We start from the raw sequence: 23,012 nt of genomic DNA on the forward strand, positions 1-23,012 counted from the left end.
AGATTAGAGGCGCTCAACAACTTTTATGTTTAATTCAATCTAGGAGGACGTCCCATGAAAAAACTCATCATTGCCTTACTTCTGGTTGCCGTGTCTGCTTCATTTTCATTGGCATCAGACGTGATCACTTACGCTGAAGGCTGCAAAAAAGGCTCGGTTACTTTTGACCACAAAAGTCATGGTGAATTCGTTGAAAACGGCTGTAAAAACGCGGCCTGCCACGGCGATGCCACCCCGGCAAAAATTGCCGTCGACAAGAAAACCGCTCATGGCAAAATGTGCAAAATTTGCCACAAGAATGCAGGTGGCCCCACCCGTTGCGGCGAATGTCACGTGAAGTAATTCCTTTTCGCGACAAGCACGATAAAATACAGGTCGATAAAAGAACAGGCTTGTTCCACCCACGGAGCAAGCCTGTTTTTTTGCACTTCATAGCATCTGGAGCAGCTCCATGGTACTCTGAAAAACAATTCTTCGACGACAACACATGGAGAGCCAATGAAACGCCCCTCCCCTTTTGCCCAGTCACGACCACCAACGGATTCAAGTTGGCGCAACCGCCTGCACGAAATTATTTTTGAGGCAGAAACGACCAGCGGGAAAATTTTTGACATCTTGCTGATCCTCAGCATCATCGCCAGTGTGGCCATTGTCATGATGGACAGTGTCAGCAGTTGGCAAACACGTTTTGGCAATCTGTTTCACATCGCCGAGTGGGTGTTCACGCTGCTGTTTACAGTGGAATACATTCTGCGCTTGATGTGTATCGGTCGACCGTGGAAATACGCCACCAGCTTTTTCGGCATTGTCGACCTGCTGTCCATCCTGCCCACCTACCTGAGCCTGCTGTTACCGGGCAGTAAATACCTGTTGGTTATTCGGGTGTTGCGGATCCTACGCGTTTTCAGGGTGTTGAAGCTGGTACAATATCTGGCTGAGGCGGAAATGCTGCTGCGGGCACTTCGCTCCAGCACACGGAAAATAGCGGTATTTCTGTTTGCCGTTGCCACTTTGGTGATCATCTGCGGCTCGCTGATGTATGTTGTCGAGGGAGAGGCCAACGGATTCACCAGCATTCCACGCAGTATCTATTGGGCCATCGTCACCCTGACCACAGTCGGCTATGGAGACATTTCGCCGCAAACCGACGTGGGACAGATCCTGGCCTCATTGATCATGGTTATGGGCTATGGCATCATTGCGGTTCCCACCGGCATTGTCACGGTCGGCCTGAGTCGAGCCGACAAAGCAGTCACCACGGAAGCCTGCCCAAGCTGCAGCCGTGAAGGGCATGACCCCGATGCCCTGTACTGTAAATTTTGCGGCGACCCGCTACATCTCAAAGAATCCTGATAGAACATTGCCACACCAATAAAAAACGGGTCGTTCCGATAATGGAAGGCCCGTTTTTCTTACTGCATCATCCCGCGTGAACGGAAAACTATTCAGTGGCGGCAGCCGGAGCTTCTTCGCCGTCAACAATGCTGTGAAACTTGACTTCAAAGATCAGCATGGAGTTCGGGGCAATCACCTGACCCATGCCGCGCTCACCATAAGCCAGCTTGGCAGGAATATATAACTCCCAAGTCGCGCCCTCTTTCATCAACTGCAACGCTTCGGTCCAGCCGGGGATAACCCGGTTGACCTGAAACTCAGCAGGCTCTCCACGCTTATAGGAACTGTCAAACTCTGTTCCATCGAGCAAAGTGCCTCGGTAATCCACCCGAACGGTATTCTCAGCAGTTGGGCTGGCACCACTGCCGGCTTCAACCACTTTATACTGCAAACCGCTGTCCAGCGTGACAACCCCCTCTTTCTTGCCGTTCTCAGCAAGAAAATCTGCCTCTTTGGTTGCATTTTCTGTAGACTGTCTGGCCATACGCTGTTGATACTGTTCCATCATATGCTGTTGGAACTCCTCCATGGTGGAGGCAATCTGCTCTTCACTCATGCGCGGCTGCGCTCCGTTTTGAGCATCTTTGATCCCCTGAAGAATCAGGTCAGTATCCAGCTCAAACTCGTTTTCTTTGAAGTTTCGGGCAACATCCAGCCCGACACTATAACTGACACGCTGCTGCAACGTCTCAACGCTGACTTCTTTTGATTCGGTTTGCTCTGTTTTACATCCCCCCAAGACAAGGGCCACTCCAACAAGCATGACGATCCATAAACGCATACGGTCTGTTCCTTTTTTAAATTGAAAACATTTGTCCACCGGCCGCCGAATTACGGCCAGCGTAAAAACTATGACCAAAGTACAAATTTACGTATAATATTGCCAATAAAAACTTGTTATTAGACGTTACATTCTCCCGCAGCAAGGATATTCCCATGTTCAAACACCTGGTTACAGCATTTCTGGCCTGCGTGATTTTTTCAGCCGGCTCAGCCCTGGCCACACCGCTGAAGGTTGTCGTCAGCATTGCCCCGCAACACTATTTGGTTCACGCCATTGCCGGAGACCTTGCCGACGTGGCGATCCTCATCGCCCCCGGCCAGACACCGGCCACCTGGGATCCGTCGCCGCAAAGCATGACCACCCTGGCAGAGTCGGATATCCTGTTTCCCATCGGCGTGCCCTTTGAAGAGGTGTGGCTTCCGCGATTGCAGCAGATGCTGCCGAAACTGAACGTTGCAGACATTCGTCAGGGCATCACCCTGCAACCGATCAGCGGCCATCACCACCACGAGGGGGAACATCACGGGCACGGCCATGATCAGATGATGGACCCGCATATCTGGCTTGACCCGCTGCATGCCATCACGTTGGCTGAAAACATCACCCGACACCTGTGTGCTCTCGCCCCCCAACATCAACAAACCTTTACTGACGGACTCGAACAACTGCGTGAAAAGCTGTTACAAACCCACGAACAGGTCAAACAGAAACTCGAACATTTCCATGGCCGTCATTTTATGGTATTCCACCCATCGTGGGGATACTTCGCTCACCGCTACCACTTGGAGCAATTGGCCATTGAAATTGACGGCAAAGAACCCAGCGGTATTCAGTTGGCGCAAACCGCCGAGCTGGCGCGCACTCAGAACGTCCGGGTGATTTTTGTCCAGCAGCAATTCAGCCGCAAGGCGGCACAGGCGATCGCCGACCAGATCGGCGCTCAGGTTGCCATTCTTGATCCGTTGGCAGAGAACATTCCTCAAACTCTGATAATGACCGCCGATAGAATTTCCCAAGCATTGGAGACGCCATGGCCACAGCCATCGCATTAGACAATGTCAGCTTCAGCTATGATGACAGGCTGATTCTGGAAAATATCGACCTGACGTTAGACACCAGCGACTTTCTCGGCATCGTCGGCCCGAACGGTGGCGGCAAAAGCACGCTGCTCAAAATGATGCTTGGCCTGTTGCAACCGGACAGCGGCCAGGTACGCGTATTCGGCCGCACTCCGGAACAAGCTCGAACCCGCCTGGGCTACGTCCCGCAATTCGCGACATTTGACAGTGCATTTCCCATCAGCGTCAAGGACACTGTACTGCAGGGCCGTCTCGGCAAAACCCGCGCACTGCTTGGCTACTCGCGCCACGATCTGGAGATCGCCGAACAAGCCATGCGCGAAGCCGACATCCTCGATTTGCGCAAGCACCCCATGACCGCATTATCCGGCGGCCAACGACAACGCGTGCTGATCGCCCGTGCCCTGGCCTGCGAACCCGATGTTCTGCTGCTTGATGAGCCCACCGCCAACATTGACCCGCATCATGGTGAGAACTTTTTCGATCTGCTGCACCACCTGCATGAGCGCATTGCCATTGTCCTGGTTTCCCACGATGTCGGCTTTATCTCCCGCTGCGTCACCCGGGTCGCCTGTCTGAACCGGACCCTGGTCTGTCACAGCACCAGCCCGGTAGACAGCGAATCCATCAAGCACCTCTATGCAACGCCAGTTAGTATGGTTCACCACGACACCTGTCTCGACGCCAAGGATTGTTTATGAGTTTTTTCGAAGCCATTGCCCAGCACACCTTCCTGCAAAACGCCCTGTTGGGAGGCGTTCTCGCCAGTCTCACCTGTGGCGTGGTCGGCTCGTTTGTCGTAGTGCGTCGCATTGGATATCTGGCCGGGGGCATTGCCCACGCGGTTCTCGGCGGCATGGGTGTCGCTTTTTTTCTCGGCAAAGCCCCCCTGCTCGGTGCCCTGATTGCCGCCCTGATGGCAGCGATCATCATCAGCTTTGTCAATCGCCGCGGCCATCAGCAGGAGGACACGATCATCAGTGCGTTGTGGGCGGTTGGCATGGCGACCGGCATTCTGTTTATTGCCAAAACCCCCGGCTACAATGTCGACTTGATGAGTTATCTGTTTGGTAACGTGCTGATGATCTCCCGTCAGGATCTGTTGCTGATCGCCGGACTTGACGGCATCATTCTGGTGTTCACCGGTCTGTTTTTCAAACAACTGCTGGCCCTGTGCTACGATCCCGAATTTGCAACGCTGCGCGGCATCCGGGTGGAAACCCTCAACACCCTGCTGCTATGTCTGGTTGCCGTAACCGTCGTTATCCTGATCCAGATTGTCGGCTTGATTCTGGTGATCGCCCTGCTCACCCTGCCAGCCGCTACAGCACGTCTTTACGCAGCAACACTGGTCGTTATGATGGCCCTGGCAACCCTGATCGGCCTCGGCATCACCAGCGGCGGTCTGGCGTTATCCTACAACTATGACCTGCCTGCCGGAGCCACCATCGCTCTACTTTCAGGGCTGTGCTATCTGATCGCCATTATCATCCCATCGCGCCAGTTCCGCTGATTGCCCTCTCTGGGTGAAACCACCCACCCAGAGTCTTTTCACCAGAGAAATCCCCCACCAACATCCTCACATCGTCTTTCCCCCCACGTCCGACACGCACGAACAGCGCTCTGTACCAAGGCACACCCTTTGCATATCTACCCTTCGTTAACCTTCACCGATCACTTCATGAGGATGGCACGATGAAAAAATGCACCTATGTAATCGTGTTTTTAGCCCTGATCGCACTGATCTATGGCCTATTCTGGTTCAGCCGAGTCACCATATTCTCATCTGAGAAGCCCCTGCACATCAATTTTTCCCGGTCAGCCCAGACTGATAATGAACCCGTTGAAGACCCTTTGCGCATTGCCGTCTCGGCTATGACATCGCCACAAACCACCGAGGCACTATACCGTGACCTGCTCGAACTGATCGGCGAGCATCTGGACAAGCCGGTGGCTTTTGTTCAGCGTCCCACCTATGAAGAGATTGATGACCTGCTGAAAAACAATCGCATCGACCTGGCCTTTGTCTGTTCTGGCAGCTACGCCCTGGGACACGATGACTACGGCTTACAACTGCTGGCCATCCCCATCATTAAAGGACAACGGGTCTACCACAGCGATATCATTGTTGCCAAGGACAGCCCCTTGACCAGCCTCGAAGCCCTGCGCGACAAACGGTTCACCTTCACCTCCAAGTCGTCGAACAGCGGCTGCCTGGCTCCAACGTTCCTGCTTGCCCAACGTCAGGAAACACCGCAGACGTTTTTTGCCAGTGTCACGTACAGCGGCACCCATGACAAAGCGATACACGCCGTTGCTCATCACATTTGCGATGGTGCCGCCGTCGACTCATTGATCCTTAACCACATGGTCAAAGAACAAGACCCCAGCGCCTTAAACGTACGTGTTGTTGAATGCTCGCAAAATTTTGGCATGCCGCCGGTGGTTGTCCCTCCCGGCATCGCCCCCCAACTCAAACAGGATCTACGCGACATCTTTCTCTCCATCCATCAAAGCGAACAGGGTCGTTTTATTCTCGACAACCTCGGCATTGATTTTTTTACTCTGGCAAACGACAGTGAATACGACGGTATTCGTGAAATGGCGCAGGTATGTATCGAACACTAGAGATCGGCCCCGACAAACTGCCATTACGACGCCGTATTTTCTGGCGCTCTTTTGCGTTGATGCTGCTATTGATTATCGGCATCACCATGACCGCGATCTTTTCGCAGACCCGCAACTTCCACAAGGCCAGCAAGACATTTTACGTTACCCAAGCCCAGCTTATGACCATGCAACTGCCGGATCAGATCTTATGGAACGACAAGATCGGCCTGCTGCAACGCCTGCAACGCACCGTTGACAGCGACAGCGCTATTGCCTACGCCTACCTGAGCGTCAATGGCTCGCCTCTGGTTCACACGTTTGACAACGGGTTTCCCCAGGACCTCGTTGGCCTGTCAACACCTTATGACAAGATCATCGCGTATCGCACCATCATCGATCAAGACAACCAAATTTTTGATCATATTATGACCGACATCGCGACAACTCAGGCGGTCCTCCATTTCGGCCTGCGCCACAGTGAGCTGAACCGGCGTGCCTGGCAGGATTTGCAACAGATCCTGACGATGGCCTTCCTGGCTCTGTGTCTGGGAGCCGCCCTGAGTTGCCAGATTGCCCATGTCACCACTAGTGAAGTGGAAGAAGCCACCATCGGGCTTTACCGCGAGCGGCGCTTTTTGCAAGCCGTCATAGACGGTGTTGTCGATCCGATTCGGGTGCTCAACACCAACAAAGAGATCATTATGCTCAACCGCTCCGCGCAAACAGAACTGGGCAACGAGGACTGCCTCGGCGAAAAATGCCGCGAGTGTGACAACGGTAACGACAATAATGACAACGAGTGCCCGTTTGAAACCGTACGCAGAACGCAACAACCGGTCCGCATTCTCCAACACCGCCGCGACAAGGAAGACACGCTGTCGATATATGAGATTGAAGCTTCGCCCCTGATCAACAATGGACAATTTGACGGCATGGTATCCACAGCACGCAACATCACCGACCGGTTGCGCCTTGAGGCCAGCCTGGACGAGAAAGAATCGCGGCTGCTCTACATGTCCAATCACGACCTGCTCACCAACCTCCCGAACCGGGTGTTGTTTCGCAACCGACTCAACCAGGCCATTGCCAGAAACCACGAGGGCAACCACGTTGTGCTGCTGTTTATCGGCCTCGACCGCTTTACCAAGATCAACGAATCTCTCGGCCGCGAGATCGGCGACAACACTCTGACCCAGGCGGCAGAAAGATTCCACAACTGCCTGGCCGAAAACCAGATCCTGGCCCGTCTCGGCGGCGATGAATTTGCCGTGATCATGGAAGATTGCCGCCACCCGCAAGATGCCGCTAAAACAGCCAAAAAACTTTTGGAGCAACTGATAGAACCGATCCATGTTCAGCCCAACGAAATTTACCTGACGGCCAGCATCGGTATCAGCAGCTATCCGCAGGATGGTGAAAGTCCGAAAACCCTGATGTCCCATGCCGACATCGCCATGACCCGCGCCAAATCAGAGGGCAAAGACCGCTACCAATTTTTTGAGCGGGAGATGACCCAGACAACGAAACGGGTGTTTGAACTGGAGAACGACCTGCGCAAAGCCGTGGCCCGCAATGAACTGCGCGTTTACTATCAACCACAAATTCAACTCGACTCTCAGCAGATCACCGGCATGGAAGCTCTGGTTCGCTGGCAACACCCGCAACGGGGGCTGATTTCCCCGGCCGATTTCATCCCTTTGGCAGAAGAAACCGGTCTGATCGTCTCCATCGGCGAATGGGTCTTACGCCAGGCCTGTCAGCAGGTTGCCATGTGGCACGATCAGGGCCTGCCCGCCGTTACCGTGGCGGTCAACCTGTCGCCGCTGCAATTCCGTCATAAAGCCCTGGTACGCAATGTGGCAAAAACCCTCAAGGAAACGGGAATCAATCCAGCCTGTCTGGAGCTGGAAGTCACGGAAAGCATGATCATGGACAGCATTGATAAATCGACCGCAACCATGATTGAGCTGACCGAGCTGGGTGCCGGATTGGCCATTGACGACTTTGGCACCGGCTATTCGTCGCTAAGTTACTTGCGTTACTTCCCGTTGACCAAGCTGAAGATCGACAAATCGTTTATTGAGCGCGTCACCAGTGACGAGCACGATGCGGCCCTGGCCACCTCTGTCATCGCTCTGGCTCACAGTCTCAACCTGAAAGTTGTCGCCGAGGGGATCGAACACGAGGACCAGGTGCAATTTCTCGTCAAGCGCAGTTGTCATCAGGGACAGGGCTTTTTGTTCAGCAGACCGGTTCCGGCTGAAGATATGGAACAGCTATTACGCCAGATCCAATAAAATTGATAACCATTATCATTACCGCTTGACAAGAAGGACACGACGGGCTTAGCATAATATCTAACAGGTGAACGGATACCCGCTCCCTGGTGTAGAAATCCTCGATATCTTTAGAGAGTGAAGCCATGTGTCCTTTGTCTCAATGTAAAAGTGGTGATACCGTGTTCGTCAAGGGTTTTACCGGCGGTGGCAGATTACGGGGCAAACTGCATGCCATGGGCCTGATGCCCGGTGAAGAGATCGAAGTCATCTCCAGTAACTGCGGTCCCCTGGTAATTCAGTCCAAAGGGGTCAAACTGGCCATTGGCTGCGGTATGGCTGAAAACATTCTCGTCTCCTGTGAATGCTCCTGCACACGCGCCAACTGCTGTGAGGCGTGAAACCTTCATTCGCCACAGCCCAAAAAGCTCGCGCAACCACAACTCAACAGTCCCTCATAATCCCTGTCTTTTTGCATCCCCTCATGTTTTTCCTGCCGCTATCACGGTAAACGTTGTATTCAAACCATCATCCCCCCCGGTAACACAACAAGAAAACACTATCCCTCCTCGCTTAGTCCTGTTACTCTCTTGAAACGTTTTACACCTGAAAGCCCGGACACACATTAAGCTTGACCAACAGATAAGGAATAGCCATTCTCTCTGTGAAACAAGTCTGTTATACTGTCCGCCGACGTTAACTTTTTAGCTCTTTCGGGATGTGCATGCTGACCTTATTCCATCGTTTTCTCCCCGCGTATTATCTGTTGCTCTGTGCCGCCCTCGGTCTGTCCCTGGCGTGGCTGGTTTCCAGTGAAGCCGGCATTCAACTGGCCTCACAAGAAACCGTTGCTGCCAACACATCGACACACCTCTCCGGCAAAGAACGCAACCGCGCGCCTCAAGACAACCGGATCATTCTCGAACGCAACATTTTCGATTCCACCCGACCGGCCCAGGCCGCCACAGTCACCGCAGCAACACCTGCTGCCAGAGCTGGACAACGCACCCAGGTGACCAGCAGCAACATGACGCTTGTCGGTACGGTAGTTGCCGAGGATGAGTCTCTGGCGGTGATCAACATCAACGGCCAGATCGAAGTGATCCGTATCGACCATCTGGTGCCCGGCAGCGGCACTCTGGTCACGGTCACACGTGACTTTGTCGAGATCGAACAAAATGACGGCACGGTCGTTGTTTTAAACCTGGAAACGACGGGCAATCAGGTTGCCGACACGCCCTCACCACGGCGTCCGGGTACCACGGCACGCACCAACACCAGTTACGAAGTACAGGCCTTGGGCAACAACCGCTGGCAAATCTCTGCCGACGAGGCGGAAAAGGCCCGCACCAACATCGCCCAGTTGATCAAACAGGTTCGGGTTGATCCCTATGTGGTCGGCGGAAAAACCGAAGGCTTTATGATCAAGCGCATTCAACGGGGTACCCTGCTCTATCAGATGGGCCTGAAACGGGGCGATGTGCTGTTTGCCATCAATGGCACCAGCCTCGACAGCCCGGAAAAAGGGTTGCAGGTCTTTCAACAATTACGTGAAGCCAAAAATCTCAGTGTTGATCTGCAACGCGCAGGGCAGTCACTGAACTTTCAATATGAGATCAAGTAAGGAGACGATACGGTGCTGATCCGAAAATTCACCTTTGCCGTTGTGATGATGCTACTGGGTTCCGTGCTACTGGCCGGGCCGCTGACTTCTGCCTGCCAGGCACAAACCGACGGTGTCGGCATTACCCTTGATTTCAAGGACATTGAACTGACCGATCTGATTCGTACGGTCAGCGAACTGACCGGAAAGAACTTTGTCTACGACGATTCGATTCGCGGCAAAGCCACTATCATCTCCTCACAACAAATGTCGGTCAACGAGGCCTATCAGCTGTTTTTGACCGTGCTCAACGTCAAAGGCTATACGGTTGTTCCCTCCGGAAAGACCAACAAAATCGTACCGATCAAATCGGCTAAAGAGAGCAATCTACCGACCATGACGGGCAATCTGGCGCAAGATCAGTTTGTCACCCGCATGATCTCTCTGGAAAACATCAACGCCGCCGATATTGCCGAGTCGATCCTCAGCCCGTTGATGCCCAAAACCAGTAACGTGGTGGTGTACGAACCCTCCAACATGTTGATCATCTCCGACAGCGCCTCTAACATCCAACGGCTGACCACCATCATCCGCGAACTGGATGTGCCGGGGGCATTGCAGGACATGCAGGTGATCCCACTGCAATTTGCCGACGCCAAGGAAACCGCCACCATCTGCAATGACATTCTTTCCAGCGGTAACACCAAAGCAACATCGCGTCGCCGTGCCAGCAAAAACGTCACCACCAGCTCTGCCGACGCAACCAGCAAGGTGATTGCCTATGAGCGCACCAACCGCCTGGTGGTGATGGCCACATCGGACGACATGACCACCATCCTCAGCCTTATTGCCGAACTGGATCAGGAACCGACGCAAGAACACGCCCGCATCAATCTCTACTATCTGGAAAATGCCGATGCGGAAGAACTGAGTAAAACCCTCAACGAGATCCTCTCCGGCATCAAGAAGCCAGCGACGTCCTCGTCAGCTGCTGCCGGCGGCAAAGGGACAATTCCTGCGGCGGCCATCCAGACCAATGTCACCGTATCCGCTGACAAGCCGACCAATGCTCTGGTGATCAATGCCACGCCGGAGGATTACGTCATCATCAAGGACATCATCAAACAACTCGACATTCGCCGCAAACAGGTGTATGTCGAGGCGCTGATCATGGAACTGTCCATGGATGCCACCGAAGCTCTCGGCTCTCAGCTTCAGGGCGCTTTTGAAGTCGGCAACGAAGGTATTGTTAATCTTTCATCGAACTCTGCTCCGGGTGGCATTCTTTCAGACCCAGAGTCCCTGCTCACCACATCGGTGAATGGTTTACTGGCAGGAGGCTTCAGTAAACTGATTGGCGTTGACACGGATGGTGATGGCGTTGACGACAGTCAGGTGACAGCATTTTCCGCCCTGATCAAGCTTTCTAAAGACGACACAAATGTAAACATCCTCTCTGCTCCGCGTCTGTTGACCTCAGACAATGAAGAGGCAGAAATCGTCGTCGGCCGCAACGTCCCCATCATCACCTCACGCCTCACCGACAGTACCGGCAGTGACAGTCTGGCTCAGAGCGTCTCAGTTGAACGTAAAGATGTTGCCCTGACCCTGCGCTTCACACCTCAGATCACTGAAGGGGAACTCGTTCGTTTGAATGTCTATCAGGAAACAACGGACCTGACGGATAGCGTTGGCGACGTCAACAGCGTCGGTCCTACTTTCACAACACGAAAAATCAGCAATACGGTCCTGGCGAGAGATGGGCAAACCGTTGTACTCGGCGGACTGATTTCCACCAACCAGCAGGAAACCATCAGTAAGGTTCCACTCCTCGGCGACATTCCCCTGCTGGGCTGGTTGTTTAAAAGCAAAGACAATAAGGAAGTGAAGACCAATTTACTTGTTTTCATAACACCAACGATCATCAGCGACATGGAAGACCTTTCCAATGTCACCACGATCAACCGGGAAACCTTTGATCGCATCAAAAACGACCCAGAGGCCTCAAACGACAACACGGAGCAGAACTGATTATGGCTGCAGCGCCCCGTCTTGGAGAGATCCTGCAACAACGGTTCGGACTCGGTGATGATGCCCTCAACAATGCTCTGGAACGCCAGCAGGACAGCGAGCAACGCATTGGTGAATTACTGCTTGAGCAACAGGCCATCACCTCACAACAGCTCAGTCAGGCGTTGGCCGAGCAGTTGGGACTCGACTATCTCGACAGCCTGCCGGAGGTGATCACCTCTGAGGATCTGCTCAGCCTGATCCCGCTGGCGTACGCACGGCAACATGTGGTGATCCCTTTAAGTCGCGACGAACGCCACCTGAAACTGCTCATGGCCGACCCGTTTGACCGCAATGCCATCAACGACCTGACCGCTCTGGCCAAGGTGCGTATTGAGCCGTGTTTGGCGGCACGTGAAGAGATCACCGCGCTGATCAACCGCAGTTACGAGACCCACGCCGGAGCCGCCCATGACATGGTCAGCGACATCGGCGACAGCGACGACGATTTTGTCCGTAACCTGGAACCGGCTGACCTGCTCGACAGCAATGACGAAGCGCCGATTATCCGCTTCGTCAACAGCCTGATCACCCAGGCCTATAAAGAGCGCGCCAGTGATATTCACATTGAGCCGTTTGAAACCGAGCTGATTGTGCGCTACCGCATTGACGGCCTGCTTTACGAGGTGTTGCGGCCCCCATTTCGCGCCACAGCCAGCATCATCTCACGCCTGAAGATCATGGCCGGATTGAACATTGCTGAAAAACGTCTGCCGCAAGACGGTCGCTTCCGGGTGCGCATCGCCGCCAAGGATGTTGATGTGCGTGTGTCGTCGCTGCCCACGGCATTCGGCGAGCGGATTGTTCTGCGTCTGCTCGACAAGAGCAACAATGTCCTGTCCTTGGAAGATATCGGCATGGAGAATGAGCTGCTGACGCAACTGCAGAAGCAGATCAGCAAACCTCACGGTGTTTTTCTGGTCACCGGCCCAACCGGTAGTGGTAAGACCACCACCCTGTATGCCGCTTTGAGTCGTCTCAACGACCGGGAAAAGAACATCATCACCGTCGAAGATCCGATTGAATACCAGCTCGCCGGAGTCGGTCAGATTCAGGTCAACTCGAAAATCAACCTGACCTTTGCCAACGGACTGCGCTCCATCCTGCGTCAGGATCCGGATATCATCATGGTCGGTGAAATCCGCGACCATGAAACCGCCGAAATCGCCGTGCAGTCGGCCTTAACCGGCCACATGGTGTTTTCCACCCTGCATACCAATGATGCCGCCGGTGGTCTAACCCGTCTGGTGGAGATGGGCATTGAACCATTCCTCGCTGCGTCATCGATTGTCGGTATTCTTGCTCAACGCCTGGTACGCACCATCTGTCCGCACTGCCGCGAAGCCTATCAGCCGGAAGCGAGTATCCTGAGCCAGATCGGCCTCGACCCGTCCGGGCAACACACCTTCTATCGCGGTCGTGGCTGTGATAAATGCATGAACATCGGCTATCGTGGCCGCAGCGGCATCTACGAACTGTTGACCATGAGTGAAAACATTCGCAGTCAACTGCTGGCCAATATCGATGCCGCCTCCATCCGCCAGACCGCCATTGGTCAGGGGATGGTACCGCTGCGTCAGGCCGGGCTGGAAAAGGCCCGCCAGGGGGTCACCACCCTTGAGGAAGTGATCCGAGTCACGCAAGAGGAGGCCTAGGCGTGGCGCTTTTTGACTACAGCGGATTCAACCAGCAAGGTAAAACCGCCAAAGGCAGCTTAGAAGCGGGAAGCAAACGTGCGGCACTGGAACAACTGCGCGATCAGGGCATTTACGTCAGCACCTTGGAAGAGCAGCCGAAAACAGCGGCTCGCCGCCGTTGGTCACTGCCGCGCCGTTCCCGGTTGCCTGTCAATGATCTGGCCACCACCACCCGCCTGCTCGCCACCCTGCTGCAGGCCGGCGTGCCATTGGATGAAGCCCTGCAATCCGTGGTCGAACAGGTGGAAAACCCGGCCCAGGCCCGTCTCTACACCCAGGTACGCGAAGAGGTGCGTCAAGGCAGTTCACTGTTTCAGGCACTCGCCGAGCAGGGGCGTTCATTTCCCGATCTTTACCAGCGCATGGTGGAAGTAGGTGAAAACAGCGGTACCCTCGACCAGGTTCTGTTGCGACTGGCCGACTTTCTCGAAGAGCAGGCCCGACTGCGTTCGCGCACGGTTTCGGCTCTGGCCTATCCGGTACTGATGGCCATTGTCGGCGTTGGTGTTCTGCTGTTTTTGCTCAGCTTTGTCGTGCCGAAGATCACCCGTATGCTCACAGATCTCGGTCAGGCCCTGCCGTTACCGACCCGTCTTCTCATCACCACCAGCGACCTGATTTCAGCCTATGGCTGGCTGGTGGCGTTACTGATCGGCGGCGGCATTGTGGCGTTGCTGCGCTATCGACGCACCGAGGCCGGTCGCTTCAAACTCGACGGCTGGACATTAAAACTGCCCTTGATTGGCCGGATTCAACGCGAGATTGCCACGGCCCGCTTCAGCCGGACTCTGGGCACCCTACTGCACAGCGGTGTTCCCCTGCTCAAAGCCCTGGAGATCAGTTGCGGCCTACTGAGCAATAAAGTCCTGCGCACGGCCGTAGAAACAACGTCACTTGAAGTGCGTGAAGGGGCCAGCCTGGCCGAGCCGCTCAAGCGCTCCGGCGTTTTCCCACCGCTATTGGCCCAGATGACCGCCGTCGGTGAACGCAGTGGCACGCTTGAAGAGATGCTGATCAAAGTGGCCGACAGTCAAGACCGCCAGGTGGAAATCACCCTGGCCGGACTGCTGTCGCTGCTGGAGCCGCTGATGATCCTTGCCATGGGCGGTATTATCGGCTTCATTGTCCTGGCGGTGCTGCTGCCGATCTTCCAGGCCAGCCAGGGCCTCGGTTAACCTGTTGCGTATTGCGAACAGAACAACTGAATCCGATTTAAAATGTCATAAACGATAAGGAGTCTTGCACCATGAAGAAAAGCGCTATCATCCGCCACAATCAACGTGGCTTCACCTTGATTGAAGTCATGGTCGTCGTTGTCATTCTCGGCATTCTTGCCGGTATTGTCGTTCCAAAACTGCTCGACCGCCCCGAAGAAGCGCGTCGCACCAAGGCCGAATTGCAGATCAAGGGGATCGAAGATGCCCTGGCTCTCTACAAGTTGGACAACGGCCTGTTTCCCAGCACCGAACAAGGGTTGCAAGCCCTGGTTGAAAAACCGGAATCGGGCCGCATTCCCATCAAATACCGCGAAGGCGGCTACATGAAAAAAATCCCCAGTGACCCCTGGGGAGGCAACTATATTTTTTTGAGTCCCGGCATTAACGGAGACTACGACCTGCTGTCCTACGGTGCCGATGGTGAACCGGGTGGAGAAGGCAAGGATGCCGACGTTAAAAGTTGGGAGATTGAATAATTCGCGAGGGTTCACCCTGGTTGAATTGAGCATCGTCGTCGCCTTGATCAGCCTGTTTGCCGTGCTGTCGGTCCCGCTGCTCGGCTCGGTGGCGGAAAATAATCTCAACCACAGTGCCCGCCGTCTGGCCGGCATGGTGAAATACCTGTTCAATGAAACCGCCTTGACCGCGACACAACATCGTCTGGTCTTTAACCTTGACGACAACCTGTGCACGGTGGAGCAGCTCTCAGAGCTGGGCGAATGGCAGACACCGGAGGGTCGGGTGCGTCAATACCGGTTTCCCGGTAATGTCGATATCAAGGATATCTGGGTGGATGAGCGGGGCAAAATGACCACTGGCACGGTGACCATCACCTTTCACCCCCAGGGATGGCTGCCGCAGACCACGGTGCATCTGCAACAGGACAAACAGGACGACGGCAACGAGTTAACGATCCACCTGCTGCCGTTTACCGGCAGCGCTGAGATCGAAGAAGGCTACCATGAGTTTGACGACGGCAACGACAGTTTCTGATCAACGCAGCGCCTCACGGCAATGCGGGTTCACCCTGTTGGAAGTGATGATTGCCCTGGCCATTATCGGCTCAGCTCTCATTGCTTGCCTGAGCCTGGCCAACCGCAGTGTGTTCAGCAACGACGAAGTACAGCGCATCACCACGGCAACCATGCTCGCCCAACACAAAATGAGTGAACTGGAAACCGAATCGCGCCTTGGCGAGCTGGACACCTCGGAACTCGAAGGGGACTGGGAAGAACCCTATCAGCAATATCGTTGGCAGGTCGAATACAGCGCCACCCCGGTTTCCGGCGTTCAACAGGTGTCGGTTTCGGTGTTGTGGGGCAAAAAAGAGCGCAATGAAGAGGTTACTCTTGACTCGTTCCTGTTCAACTGACAGAACCGAAGGTGGATTCACCCTGATTGAAGTGCTGGTGGCGATCACCCTGCTCAGTCTGGTGCTGACCGCCGTGTATGGCGTGTTCACCACGTTGAGTGCCACCGAGAAAAGGCTGCACAGCGATTCGGAAGCCTACCATCAGGCACGCATTATTTTTGACCGCCTCGGTCGCGAGATTCGCACCTGTTACCTCAACACCGACAATGATCGCTCAGCCTTCGACAGCGGCGAAGATAGCCTCGGTCAGCCGTATCTCGCGTTTTCATCCACCTCGGCCCTGACCACAGGCGATTCGCCCGGTGGCGTTACGCAGGTGCGTTATGAACTGGAGACCGATCTGGGAAAAACAGTTGGCACCCTGTATCGCAGCGCTCAGCCGTTGTTTGTCACCGACGACGTCGCGAGAAAACAACGAATGAGCAGCCAGATCAAAGCCATTGTCTGGCGCTTTTATGACGGCAGCGAATGGCAAGACGACTGGGACAGCACCATCACAGAGACACTGCCGCAAACCGTGGAGATGCAACTGACGATCCACAGCAATACGGGCGAAGATATCGAACTGATGACCGCGTTTGACCTGACCATGCCCAGGGTGGAGCGATAAAAATGAGCGTTTTTTTTGCAAAAAAACCGCTCGGCAACGAACGCGGCATGGCTCTGCTGCTGGTTCTGGCAATCACCGCCCTGCTGGCGGCACTGCTCAGTGAATTGTCCTTTTCCACCCTGGTGGATCTGCGATTGGCCGAGACGTATCGCGATACGACCCGGTCCTATTACATTGCCAAGGGCGGCATTCAGGTCGGTCAGATGATTCTTGCCGACGACGACAACGCTTATGACGGTTACGATGAACTCTGGGCACGTGGCATCAGCAATTATCCGGTGGGAGACAACGGCTGGGTAACCATTGAGGTGACACCGCTGGACGGTCGCATCAATCTCAACGATCTGGTCAGCAGCAGTGGCAACATTGATGCCGTGGTCAAAGACCGCTGCCTGCGATTGTTTGACATCCTTGAGATTACCCAACCGCACAGCCATGTTGATGCACTGATTGACTGGCTGGATCCGGATGATGATCCACAACCGGCAGGTGCCGAAGCCGGTTATTATGCGTTGCAGGACCCGGCTACCTATTGCAAAAACGGTCCGATGGACACCTTGGAGGAACTCCAACTGATTGCCGGATTCACCGCGGAAGAGATCAAAAAACTGCGCCCCCATGTCAGCCTGTACGGTGACAACAAGATCCATCTTAATTCGGCCAGCGCCGAGGTGCTTTACGCTCTGGCGGAAGAGATGACCATGGACACAGCCGAAGCGATTGTCCAGCAACGCAAGGATCGGCCACTGGAATCGGTGGAAGAACTCAAGGAGCTGTCAAACTGGGAAACCTTCTACTGGGCGATCAACGGTTATGTGCAAGTGAAGGCCAATTACTACCGAATCGACACCCGGGCCAGTGTCAATGACGGCGAACGCCGGGCTCGGGCAACGGTAGAAAAAGATGACAACCGGATTGTCTATTTTGAAATACGTTAATTCAAAATCAACACAAGCCACAGCAACACAGCTCGTAAGAGCGAGAGGTTCATACGCATGACGAAACGACGGATTGGACTTGAAGTAACTTCCAACAGGATCCGCCTGGTAATTTTCGATGGCGACAAGGAGAAACCGGTGCTGCTGCGTAAAGTGGAGCAGCCACTTGAACCGGACAGCGACATTGCCGATGTCGTCAACCAGATGCTCGATGGTCCGGCTGGATTCGGCGACCGCTTCTGCACCGTTCTGCCCGGTGACGACAGTTTTGTGCGGCGGTTGAATTTCCCCTTTAACGATCCACGCAAAATTGACGCTGCTGCAGGTATGGAGCTGGCGTCACAACTGCCGGTCGACATCAGCGACCATCTTGTCGCCACCACCGTTGCCAGGGGTGAAGACGGTCAGTTCACCACAACAGCCGCCACCTATCCGCAACAAAAAATCGCCGAGTTTCTGGACCCGTTCGACAGCGGGAAAATCCCCATCCATGTCCTGGGTCTGACACCGTTTACCGAAATCAGCGGTTTGAGTCCCTGGCTGACGAACGGGGTTCTGGTCCGTGCTCACGCCGGAGAACTGACCCTCAGCCTGGTGGTTGACGCAGAGATGGTCAGCCATGAAAACTGCGGTCCTGTGGAGGACACACCACAGCGTCTTGCCGAACAGATCCACCGAGAAGCCAGCCTGCTGTGCCGTGCTGAACGCTTAAGCCAGCAACCTCTGTGTCTGATCGGCAGCGATGTCACCCCGACGCTTATTTCAGCGATCAAAGAGATGGATTGGGAGATGATCACAGTACCGCTCGAAGAGAGCGGAAATCCCATTGATCCGGCGTTTCTTCCGGTCTGTGCCATGGCTCTGGCAACCGACCAACCACTGATCAATTTCCGCCGCGGACCGTTCACCCTGAAAAGTGAATGGGCCGCGCTGAAAAAACATTTCTACATTGGCGGTGGATTACTGCTGGCGTCGTTGGCGATCCTGGCAGCAACCGCTTTGCACAGTTACCAGTTTAAAACCGAGGTCGCGCAAGATTACCGCAAACAACTCAATCAGGTGTTCCGCGAAACGCTGCCGGGGCAAACAGCCATTGTCGACCCAGTCCAGCAGCTCACCGTTGAACTCAACCGATTACGCGAAACCGGCCGGTTAGTCGGTCTGGACAAGTCAACCTCCGCTCTCGCCGTGCTGCGCGACTTTTCCACCCACACACCGAAAGATATCACCGTTGACATCAAAACCTTCAATTATGAACCGGAAAATCTCAATGTCGAAGGCGTAACCGACTCGTTTGACAGCGTCAACCGATTGGCCGGGGAACTCCGTAAAAGTACCTCATTCACAGCCGTACGCATTGCCGATGCCAAGATGGGCATTCAAGGAAAACAGGTATCGTTCCGCCTGCAGATCAGTATCGGTCATGCCCAGCAAGGAGGTGCATTATGATGAAACAACTTTCTCCTCGCGAGTTGGCTATGGTTTTGGTTGCCGCAATATTTGTCATCGCCACAGTGATCTATCTGGCCATGATCGCTCCCTACGTTGCCACCATGGAGCGCCTTGACAGCAAAATCGCCTCTCGTCAGCAACAACTGCAACAGGCGAAAGAGCTGCAACAGGACTACCGTATGATTCAGGGCCAGATCAAATCTCTGCAACGCCGTCAGGCCAGTGCCGGTGATTTTGCCCTGTTCGCCTATGTAGAGAGTCAGGTGACACGCATTGCCGGGCGGGAGAACCTCACCTCCATGCGTCCGATGCCTGCCGTGAGCCACAACGATATCACCGAAGAAGCGGTGGAGATCAAACTGGAAAATGTGTCGTTAGGGCAAATGCTGCAACTGCTGCAAAGTTTCAACAGTGCTCCGGTACCACTCCAGGTCAAAGCCCTACAACTCAAGGTCCGCTTTGACAATGCCCAGCAACTGGACAGTTCTCTGCGCATCTCCGCGTACACTAAAGGGTAGACATGGCTGCAGAGAACACCACAATACTCTTGAAAAAAAGCCTGTTATACATTCTGGCGACGGGTGTGTTCTTTCTCCTCGGCCTGTTTGTCTTTTTCCCCGGTGACGTGATCCGCCAACGGTTGCAACAGGAATTAACCGTCCGACTGCAGCAACCGGTAGATGTCGGGGCAACGACTCTGGGTTTTCCCCTGGCACTGGATATCGAATTCACCCATATTCCGGTTACCCCCGCTGTGAACGTCACCGCAGAACAACTGACGCTGAGTCCGGTCTGGAGCAGCCTCTTTTCCGGCACGCCCGCAGCCAACCTCACCGGCGAGTTATGGGATGGGAGCTTTGACGTTACAGTCAACAGCGCCAACCGCCTCGAACTGCAGGCCAACAACCTGCACTGGCGCGGCGCTCTCCCCGAGATGCCAGCTCTGACCTTTGATGTCCAGCTACGCGATCTCCATCTTACAGGTACACTGACGGAAAACCTTCCGTTAGAGACACTGACCCTGTCTCTGTCGTCGCTGACCCTCGAAGGGATGAAAGCCATCGGTGGCAGCGAGGACAGCTTCTCGCTTGGTGAACTGTTCCTTCGGGCACGCCGCGACAACGGCCAACTGCTCATAGAACAACTGCAAAGCCGCGACGGCAATCTAGTCATTCAGGCCAACGGTCGCATCACACCGGGACGGCGTCCCGAGCTCAGTCGACTCGACCTGAGCGTCACCCTGATTCCGCAACCCTCAACTGACCCGGCGCTGACCAGCCTATTGCAACTGGTCACTCCCGCCGATAAAAATGGTCACTTCGTGCTTCAGCTCCGCGGTACCGCAGCTCACCCCATCTTGCGCTGAAAACAGTGGCGGGGTTGACTTCTTCGTGGGAAGTGATTAGCTTTTTCTATAATTATTACCATATCTTCTATAGAGGGATTTCTATTTATGAGTCATCACGAAGAGGATGAAGAATACGAGATTAAACCGGAGCACCTCGACGATATTGACAGTGAAAGCCTTGTTCTGGCGCGCGAACTTCTGCCGGATCGTTTGCCGATTATTCCGCTGCGCCCCCGTCCAGCCTTTCCGGCCATTTTAATTCCGCTGCATATTGCCGGTGCAGACAAGGTTGCTGTTATCCGTCAGGTCGCCGACAGTTCAACCAAAACACTTGGTCTGGTATTGGTGGAAAATGTCGACGGCAAGGATGAACCGAGCAATCTTCACGATGTCGGTGTGGCCGGAAAAATTGTCAAAGTGCTCAATTCGGAAGATGAGAGTATTCAGGTGCTGGTGAACTGCCTGGAGCGCTTTACCATCGAAGAATTGCATCAAAGCGAGTTAGGGCTCCACGCCACCGTAACCTATCAGCAGGAAAAAACGCTCTCTGATCATCAGGAACTCAAGGCCTATTCCATGGCCATCATCTCGACGCTCAAGGAGCTGGTCAAGATCAACCCGCTCTATTCCGAGGAGATCAAGATGTTCCTCGGTCGTTCGAGCATGGACGACCCCGGCCGTCTCGCTGACTTTGCCGCCAACCTGACTTCGGCCGACGGCCAGGAACTTCAGGAAGTGCTGGCCACATTTGATGTGCGCGAACGCATTGAGCGGGTGCTGGTACTGCTGAAAAAAGAGTTGGAAGTCTCGCGTTTGCAGAGCAAGATATCCAAGCAGATTGAAAAAAACATCTCGGAACAGCAGCGACAGTTTTTTCTCAAGGAGCAGCTCAAAACCATCAAAAAAGAGCTGGGCCTGGAAAAAGAGGGCAAAACCAGTGAAATTGAAAAATTTCAGGAACGCCTTGAAGGGCTGACCCTCAATGACGAAGCCCAGAAAGCCATCGACGAAGAACTTGAGAAGCTGCAACTGATCGAGCCAACCTCACCGGAGTATAACGTCAGCCGTAACTATCTCGACTGGCTGACGATTTTGCCCTGGGGCAAGAACACCAAAGATTCTTACGATATTGCCAAGGCCAAGCGTGCCCTGGATCGTGACCACTTCGGTCTCGATGACGTCAAGAACCGCATTCTCGAATTCATCGCCGTCGGCAAGATGAAAGGCGACATCTCCGGCTCCATTCTGTGTCTGGTCGGACCACCGGGTGTCGGTAAAACGTCCATCGGCAAAAGCGTGGCAGCGGCTCTCAATCGCAACTTCTACCGCTTCTCATTGGGTGGCATGCGCGACGAGGCCGAAATCAAAGGCCACCGACGCACCTATATCGGCGCCATGCCGGGAAAATTCATCCAGGCGATGAAACAAGCCGACAGCGCCAATCCGGTACTGATGCTTGACGAGATTGATAAAATCGGTGCCTCCTACCAGGGCGATCCCGCTTCCGCCCTGCTCGAAGTACTGGACCCGGAGCAGAACAACTCGTTCCGCGATCACTATCTTGACGTGCCGTTCGACCTGTCCAACGTGCTGTTTATCGCCACGGCCAACCAGCTCGACACCATTCCGGCACCACTGCTCGACCGCATGGAGGTGATCCGGCTGTCTGGCTACATCATGGATGAGAAGGTGGAGATCGCCAAACGCTACCTGATCCCCAAGGCGTTGGACAATCACGGCCTGAGCAAGAAACAGGTGACGATCCGTAAAGACGCCATGGAAAAGATCATTGATAACTACGCCCGCGAGGCCGGGGTGCGTGGCCTGGAAAACCGCATCAAAAAGATCATGCGCAAAGCAGCCATGGAATTTGCCAGCGACCGGGTGGAAAAACTGACCATCCGCAAAACCAATGTTGAAGATTACCTTGGCAAGCCGGTTTTCTCCCAGGATGAGTTATTCAAAAACGTTCCAGGCATTGTCACCGGCCTGGCCTGGACCAGCATGGGCGGTGCCACATTGCAAATTGAGGCCAGTGCCATGCCGAGTAAATCCAAGGGCTTTAAGCAGACCGGCCAGTTGGGTAAAGTGATGGTGGAAAGCTGTGAGATTGCCTACTCCTATGTCATGGGCCATCTGGCTGATTACGAACTGCCTGAAGATTTCTTGGATCAGCATTTTATTCACATCCATGTACCGGCCGGAGCCACACCGAAAGACGGCCCATCAGCCGGGATCACCATGACCACCGCCTTGTTGTCGATGATCAGTAAAAAACCGGTGCTCCCTAAGCTGGGCATGACCGGCGAACTAACCCTGACCGGGCAAGTGTTACCCATCGGCGGCGTGAAGGAAAAAACCATTGCTGCCCGTCGTAGCGGGTTAAAAATCCTGATTTTCCCGGAGAGCAATCGCAAAGACTTTGAAGACCTTCCCGACTACCTGCGAGAAGGCATTGAGGTTCACTTTGCAAAAACCTATCGCGATGTTTATAATGTCGCCTTCAAAAAACAGTGTACTGTGCACGCCATAATCCACATGACGGCGTAACTTATTCTTTT

At 54.3% G+C, this 23,012-nt stretch carries 22 protein-coding genes; 21 read left to right on the plus strand and 1 reads right to left on the minus strand.

The annotated features are described in order from the left end of the window. Positions 1-54 precede the first annotated feature (54 nt). Positions 55-342 (plus strand): cytochrome c3 family protein, encoded by a 288-nt coding sequence (locus DACE_RS15635; RefSeq protein WP_006002863.1) that lies wholly within the window; start codon positions 55-57, stop codon positions 340-342. Positions 343-498: 156 nt separating this feature from the next. After that, positions 499-1,353 carry an ion transporter gene (locus DACE_RS15640; RefSeq protein ID WP_006002865.1) on the plus strand — a complete coding sequence of 285 codons (855 nt, stop codon included), beginning with the start codon at positions 499-501 and terminating at the stop codon, positions 1,351-1,353. Positions 1,354-1,441: 88 nt separating this feature from the next. Here the strand turns inward: DACE_RS15640 and DACE_RS15645 are convergent, their stop codons facing one another. Beyond that, on the minus strand, positions 1,442-2,176 hold the full coding sequence (locus tag DACE_RS15645; protein WP_006002867.1) for a BamJ family beta-barrel-assembly machinery protein: 735 nt from the start codon (positions 2,174-2,176) through the stop codon (positions 1,442-1,444). Between the two features lie 155 nt (positions 2,177-2,331). Between DACE_RS15645 and DACE_RS15650 the strand changes: the two genes are divergently transcribed. From DACE_RS15650 to lon, 19 genes are all read left to right on the plus strand, one after another. Next, positions 2,332-3,231, plus strand: coding sequence for a metal ABC transporter solute-binding protein, Zn/Mn family (locus tag DACE_RS15650; protein WP_006002869.1), 900 nt, complete (start codon positions 2,332-2,334; stop codon positions 3,229-3,231). After that, positions 3,210-3,959, plus strand: a complete 750-nt coding sequence (locus tag DACE_RS15655; RefSeq protein ID WP_006002871.1) for a metal ABC transporter ATP-binding protein — start codon at positions 3,210-3,212, stop codon at positions 3,957-3,959. The genes DACE_RS15650 and DACE_RS15655 overlap by 22 nt, the downstream gene beginning before the upstream one ends. Next, positions 3,956-4,771: a metal ABC transporter permease gene (locus tag DACE_RS15660; protein ID WP_006002873.1), complete on the plus strand. Its 816-nt coding sequence runs from the start codon at positions 3,956-3,958 to the stop codon at positions 4,769-4,771. Before DACE_RS15655 ends, DACE_RS15660 begins: the two co-directional genes overlap by 4 nt. 182 nt (positions 4,772-4,953) lie before the next feature. Beyond that, positions 4,954-5,886, plus strand: a complete 933-nt coding sequence (locus DACE_RS15665) for a substrate-binding domain-containing protein (RefSeq protein ID WP_006002875.1) — start codon at positions 4,954-4,956, stop codon at positions 5,884-5,886. Beyond that, positions 5,871-8,165, plus strand: coding sequence for a putative bifunctional diguanylate cyclase/phosphodiesterase (locus DACE_RS15670; RefSeq protein WP_006002876.1), 2,295 nt, complete (start codon positions 5,871-5,873; stop codon positions 8,163-8,165). Before DACE_RS15665 ends, DACE_RS15670 begins: the two co-directional genes overlap by 16 nt. Positions 8,166-8,290: 125 nt before the next feature. Continuing rightward, positions 8,291-8,545 (plus strand): FeoA family protein, encoded by a 255-nt coding sequence (locus DACE_RS15675; RefSeq protein ID WP_006002878.1) that lies wholly within the window; start codon positions 8,291-8,293, stop codon positions 8,543-8,545. 323 nt (positions 8,546-8,868) lie between these two features. Further along, positions 8,869-9,768 carry a type II secretion system protein GspC gene (gspC, locus tag DACE_RS15680; protein ID WP_006002881.1) on the plus strand — a complete coding sequence of 300 codons (900 nt, stop codon included), beginning with the start codon at positions 8,869-8,871 and terminating at the stop codon, positions 9,766-9,768. Positions 9,769-9,780: 12 nt separating this feature from the next. Beyond that, entirely contained in the window at positions 9,781-11,778 is a 1,998-nt protein-coding gene (gene gspD / locus DACE_RS15685; protein ID WP_006002884.1) for a type II secretion system secretin GspD, read from the plus strand. 2 nt (positions 11,779-11,780) lie between these two features. Then, positions 11,781-13,472 (plus strand): type II secretion system ATPase GspE, encoded by a 1,692-nt coding sequence (gene gspE, locus DACE_RS15690; protein WP_006002886.1) that lies wholly within the window; start codon positions 11,781-11,783, stop codon positions 13,470-13,472. Positions 13,473-13,474: 2 nt separating this feature from the next. Beyond that, positions 13,475-14,689 carry a type II secretion system inner membrane protein GspF gene (gene gspF / locus DACE_RS15695; protein ID WP_006002888.1) on the plus strand — a complete coding sequence of 405 codons (1,215 nt, stop codon included), beginning with the start codon at positions 13,475-13,477 and terminating at the stop codon, positions 14,687-14,689. Between the two features lie 71 nt (positions 14,690-14,760). Then, positions 14,761-15,207, plus strand: a complete 447-nt coding sequence (gene gspG, locus DACE_RS15700) for a type II secretion system major pseudopilin GspG (RefSeq protein ID WP_006002891.1) — start codon at positions 14,761-14,763, stop codon at positions 15,205-15,207. Then, a complete protein-coding gene (locus DACE_RS17635; protein ID WP_006002893.1) occupies positions 15,176-15,724 on the plus strand; it encodes a prepilin-type N-terminal cleavage/methylation domain-containing protein in 549 nt (182 codons plus the stop codon). Before gspG ends, DACE_RS17635 begins: the two co-directional genes overlap by 32 nt. Further along, complete coding sequence (locus DACE_RS15710; protein WP_006002895.1) at positions 15,693-16,103, plus strand: prepilin-type N-terminal cleavage/methylation domain-containing protein; 411 nt, start codon at positions 15,693-15,695, stop codon at positions 16,101-16,103. Before DACE_RS17635 ends, DACE_RS15710 begins: the two co-directional genes overlap by 32 nt. Beyond that, the gene (locus DACE_RS15715; protein WP_040367797.1) at positions 16,081-16,713 is read left to right on the plus strand and encodes a type II secretion system protein GspJ; all 633 of its coding nucleotides are present in this window, start codon (positions 16,081-16,083) and stop codon (positions 16,711-16,713) included. Before DACE_RS15710 ends, DACE_RS15715 begins: the two co-directional genes overlap by 23 nt. Positions 16,714-16,715: 2 nt before the next feature. Then, positions 16,716-17,651 (plus strand): type II secretion system minor pseudopilin GspK, encoded by a 936-nt coding sequence (gene gspK / locus DACE_RS15720; RefSeq protein WP_006002898.1) that lies wholly within the window; start codon positions 16,716-16,718, stop codon positions 17,649-17,651. A gap of 57 nt (positions 17,652-17,708) precedes the next feature. Beyond that, positions 17,709-19,100, plus strand: coding sequence for a GspL/Epsl periplasmic domain-containing protein (locus tag DACE_RS15725; RefSeq protein WP_006002899.1), 1,392 nt, complete (start codon positions 17,709-17,711; stop codon positions 19,098-19,100). After that, positions 19,097-19,621, plus strand: a complete 525-nt coding sequence (gene gspM / locus DACE_RS15730; RefSeq protein ID WP_006002902.1) for a type II secretion system protein GspM — start codon at positions 19,097-19,099, stop codon at positions 19,619-19,621. Before DACE_RS15725 ends, gspM begins: the two co-directional genes overlap by 4 nt. Before the next feature lie 2 nt (positions 19,622-19,623). Beyond that, complete coding sequence (gene gspN / locus DACE_RS15735; protein WP_006002904.1) at positions 19,624-20,469, plus strand: type II secretion system protein GspN; 846 nt, start codon at positions 19,624-19,626, stop codon at positions 20,467-20,469. Positions 20,470-20,556: 87 nt separating this feature from the next. Further along, a complete protein-coding gene (gene lon / locus DACE_RS15740) occupies positions 20,557-23,001 on the plus strand; it encodes an endopeptidase La (RefSeq protein WP_006002905.1) in 2,445 nt (814 codons plus the stop codon). The last annotated feature ends 11 nt before the right edge of the window (positions 23,002-23,012 follow it).

Source organism: Desulfuromonas acetoxidans DSM 684 (assembly GCF_000167355.1).
Lineage (GTDB): Bacteria > Desulfobacterota > Desulfuromonadia > Desulfuromonadales > Desulfuromonadaceae > Desulfuromonas > Desulfuromonas acetoxidans.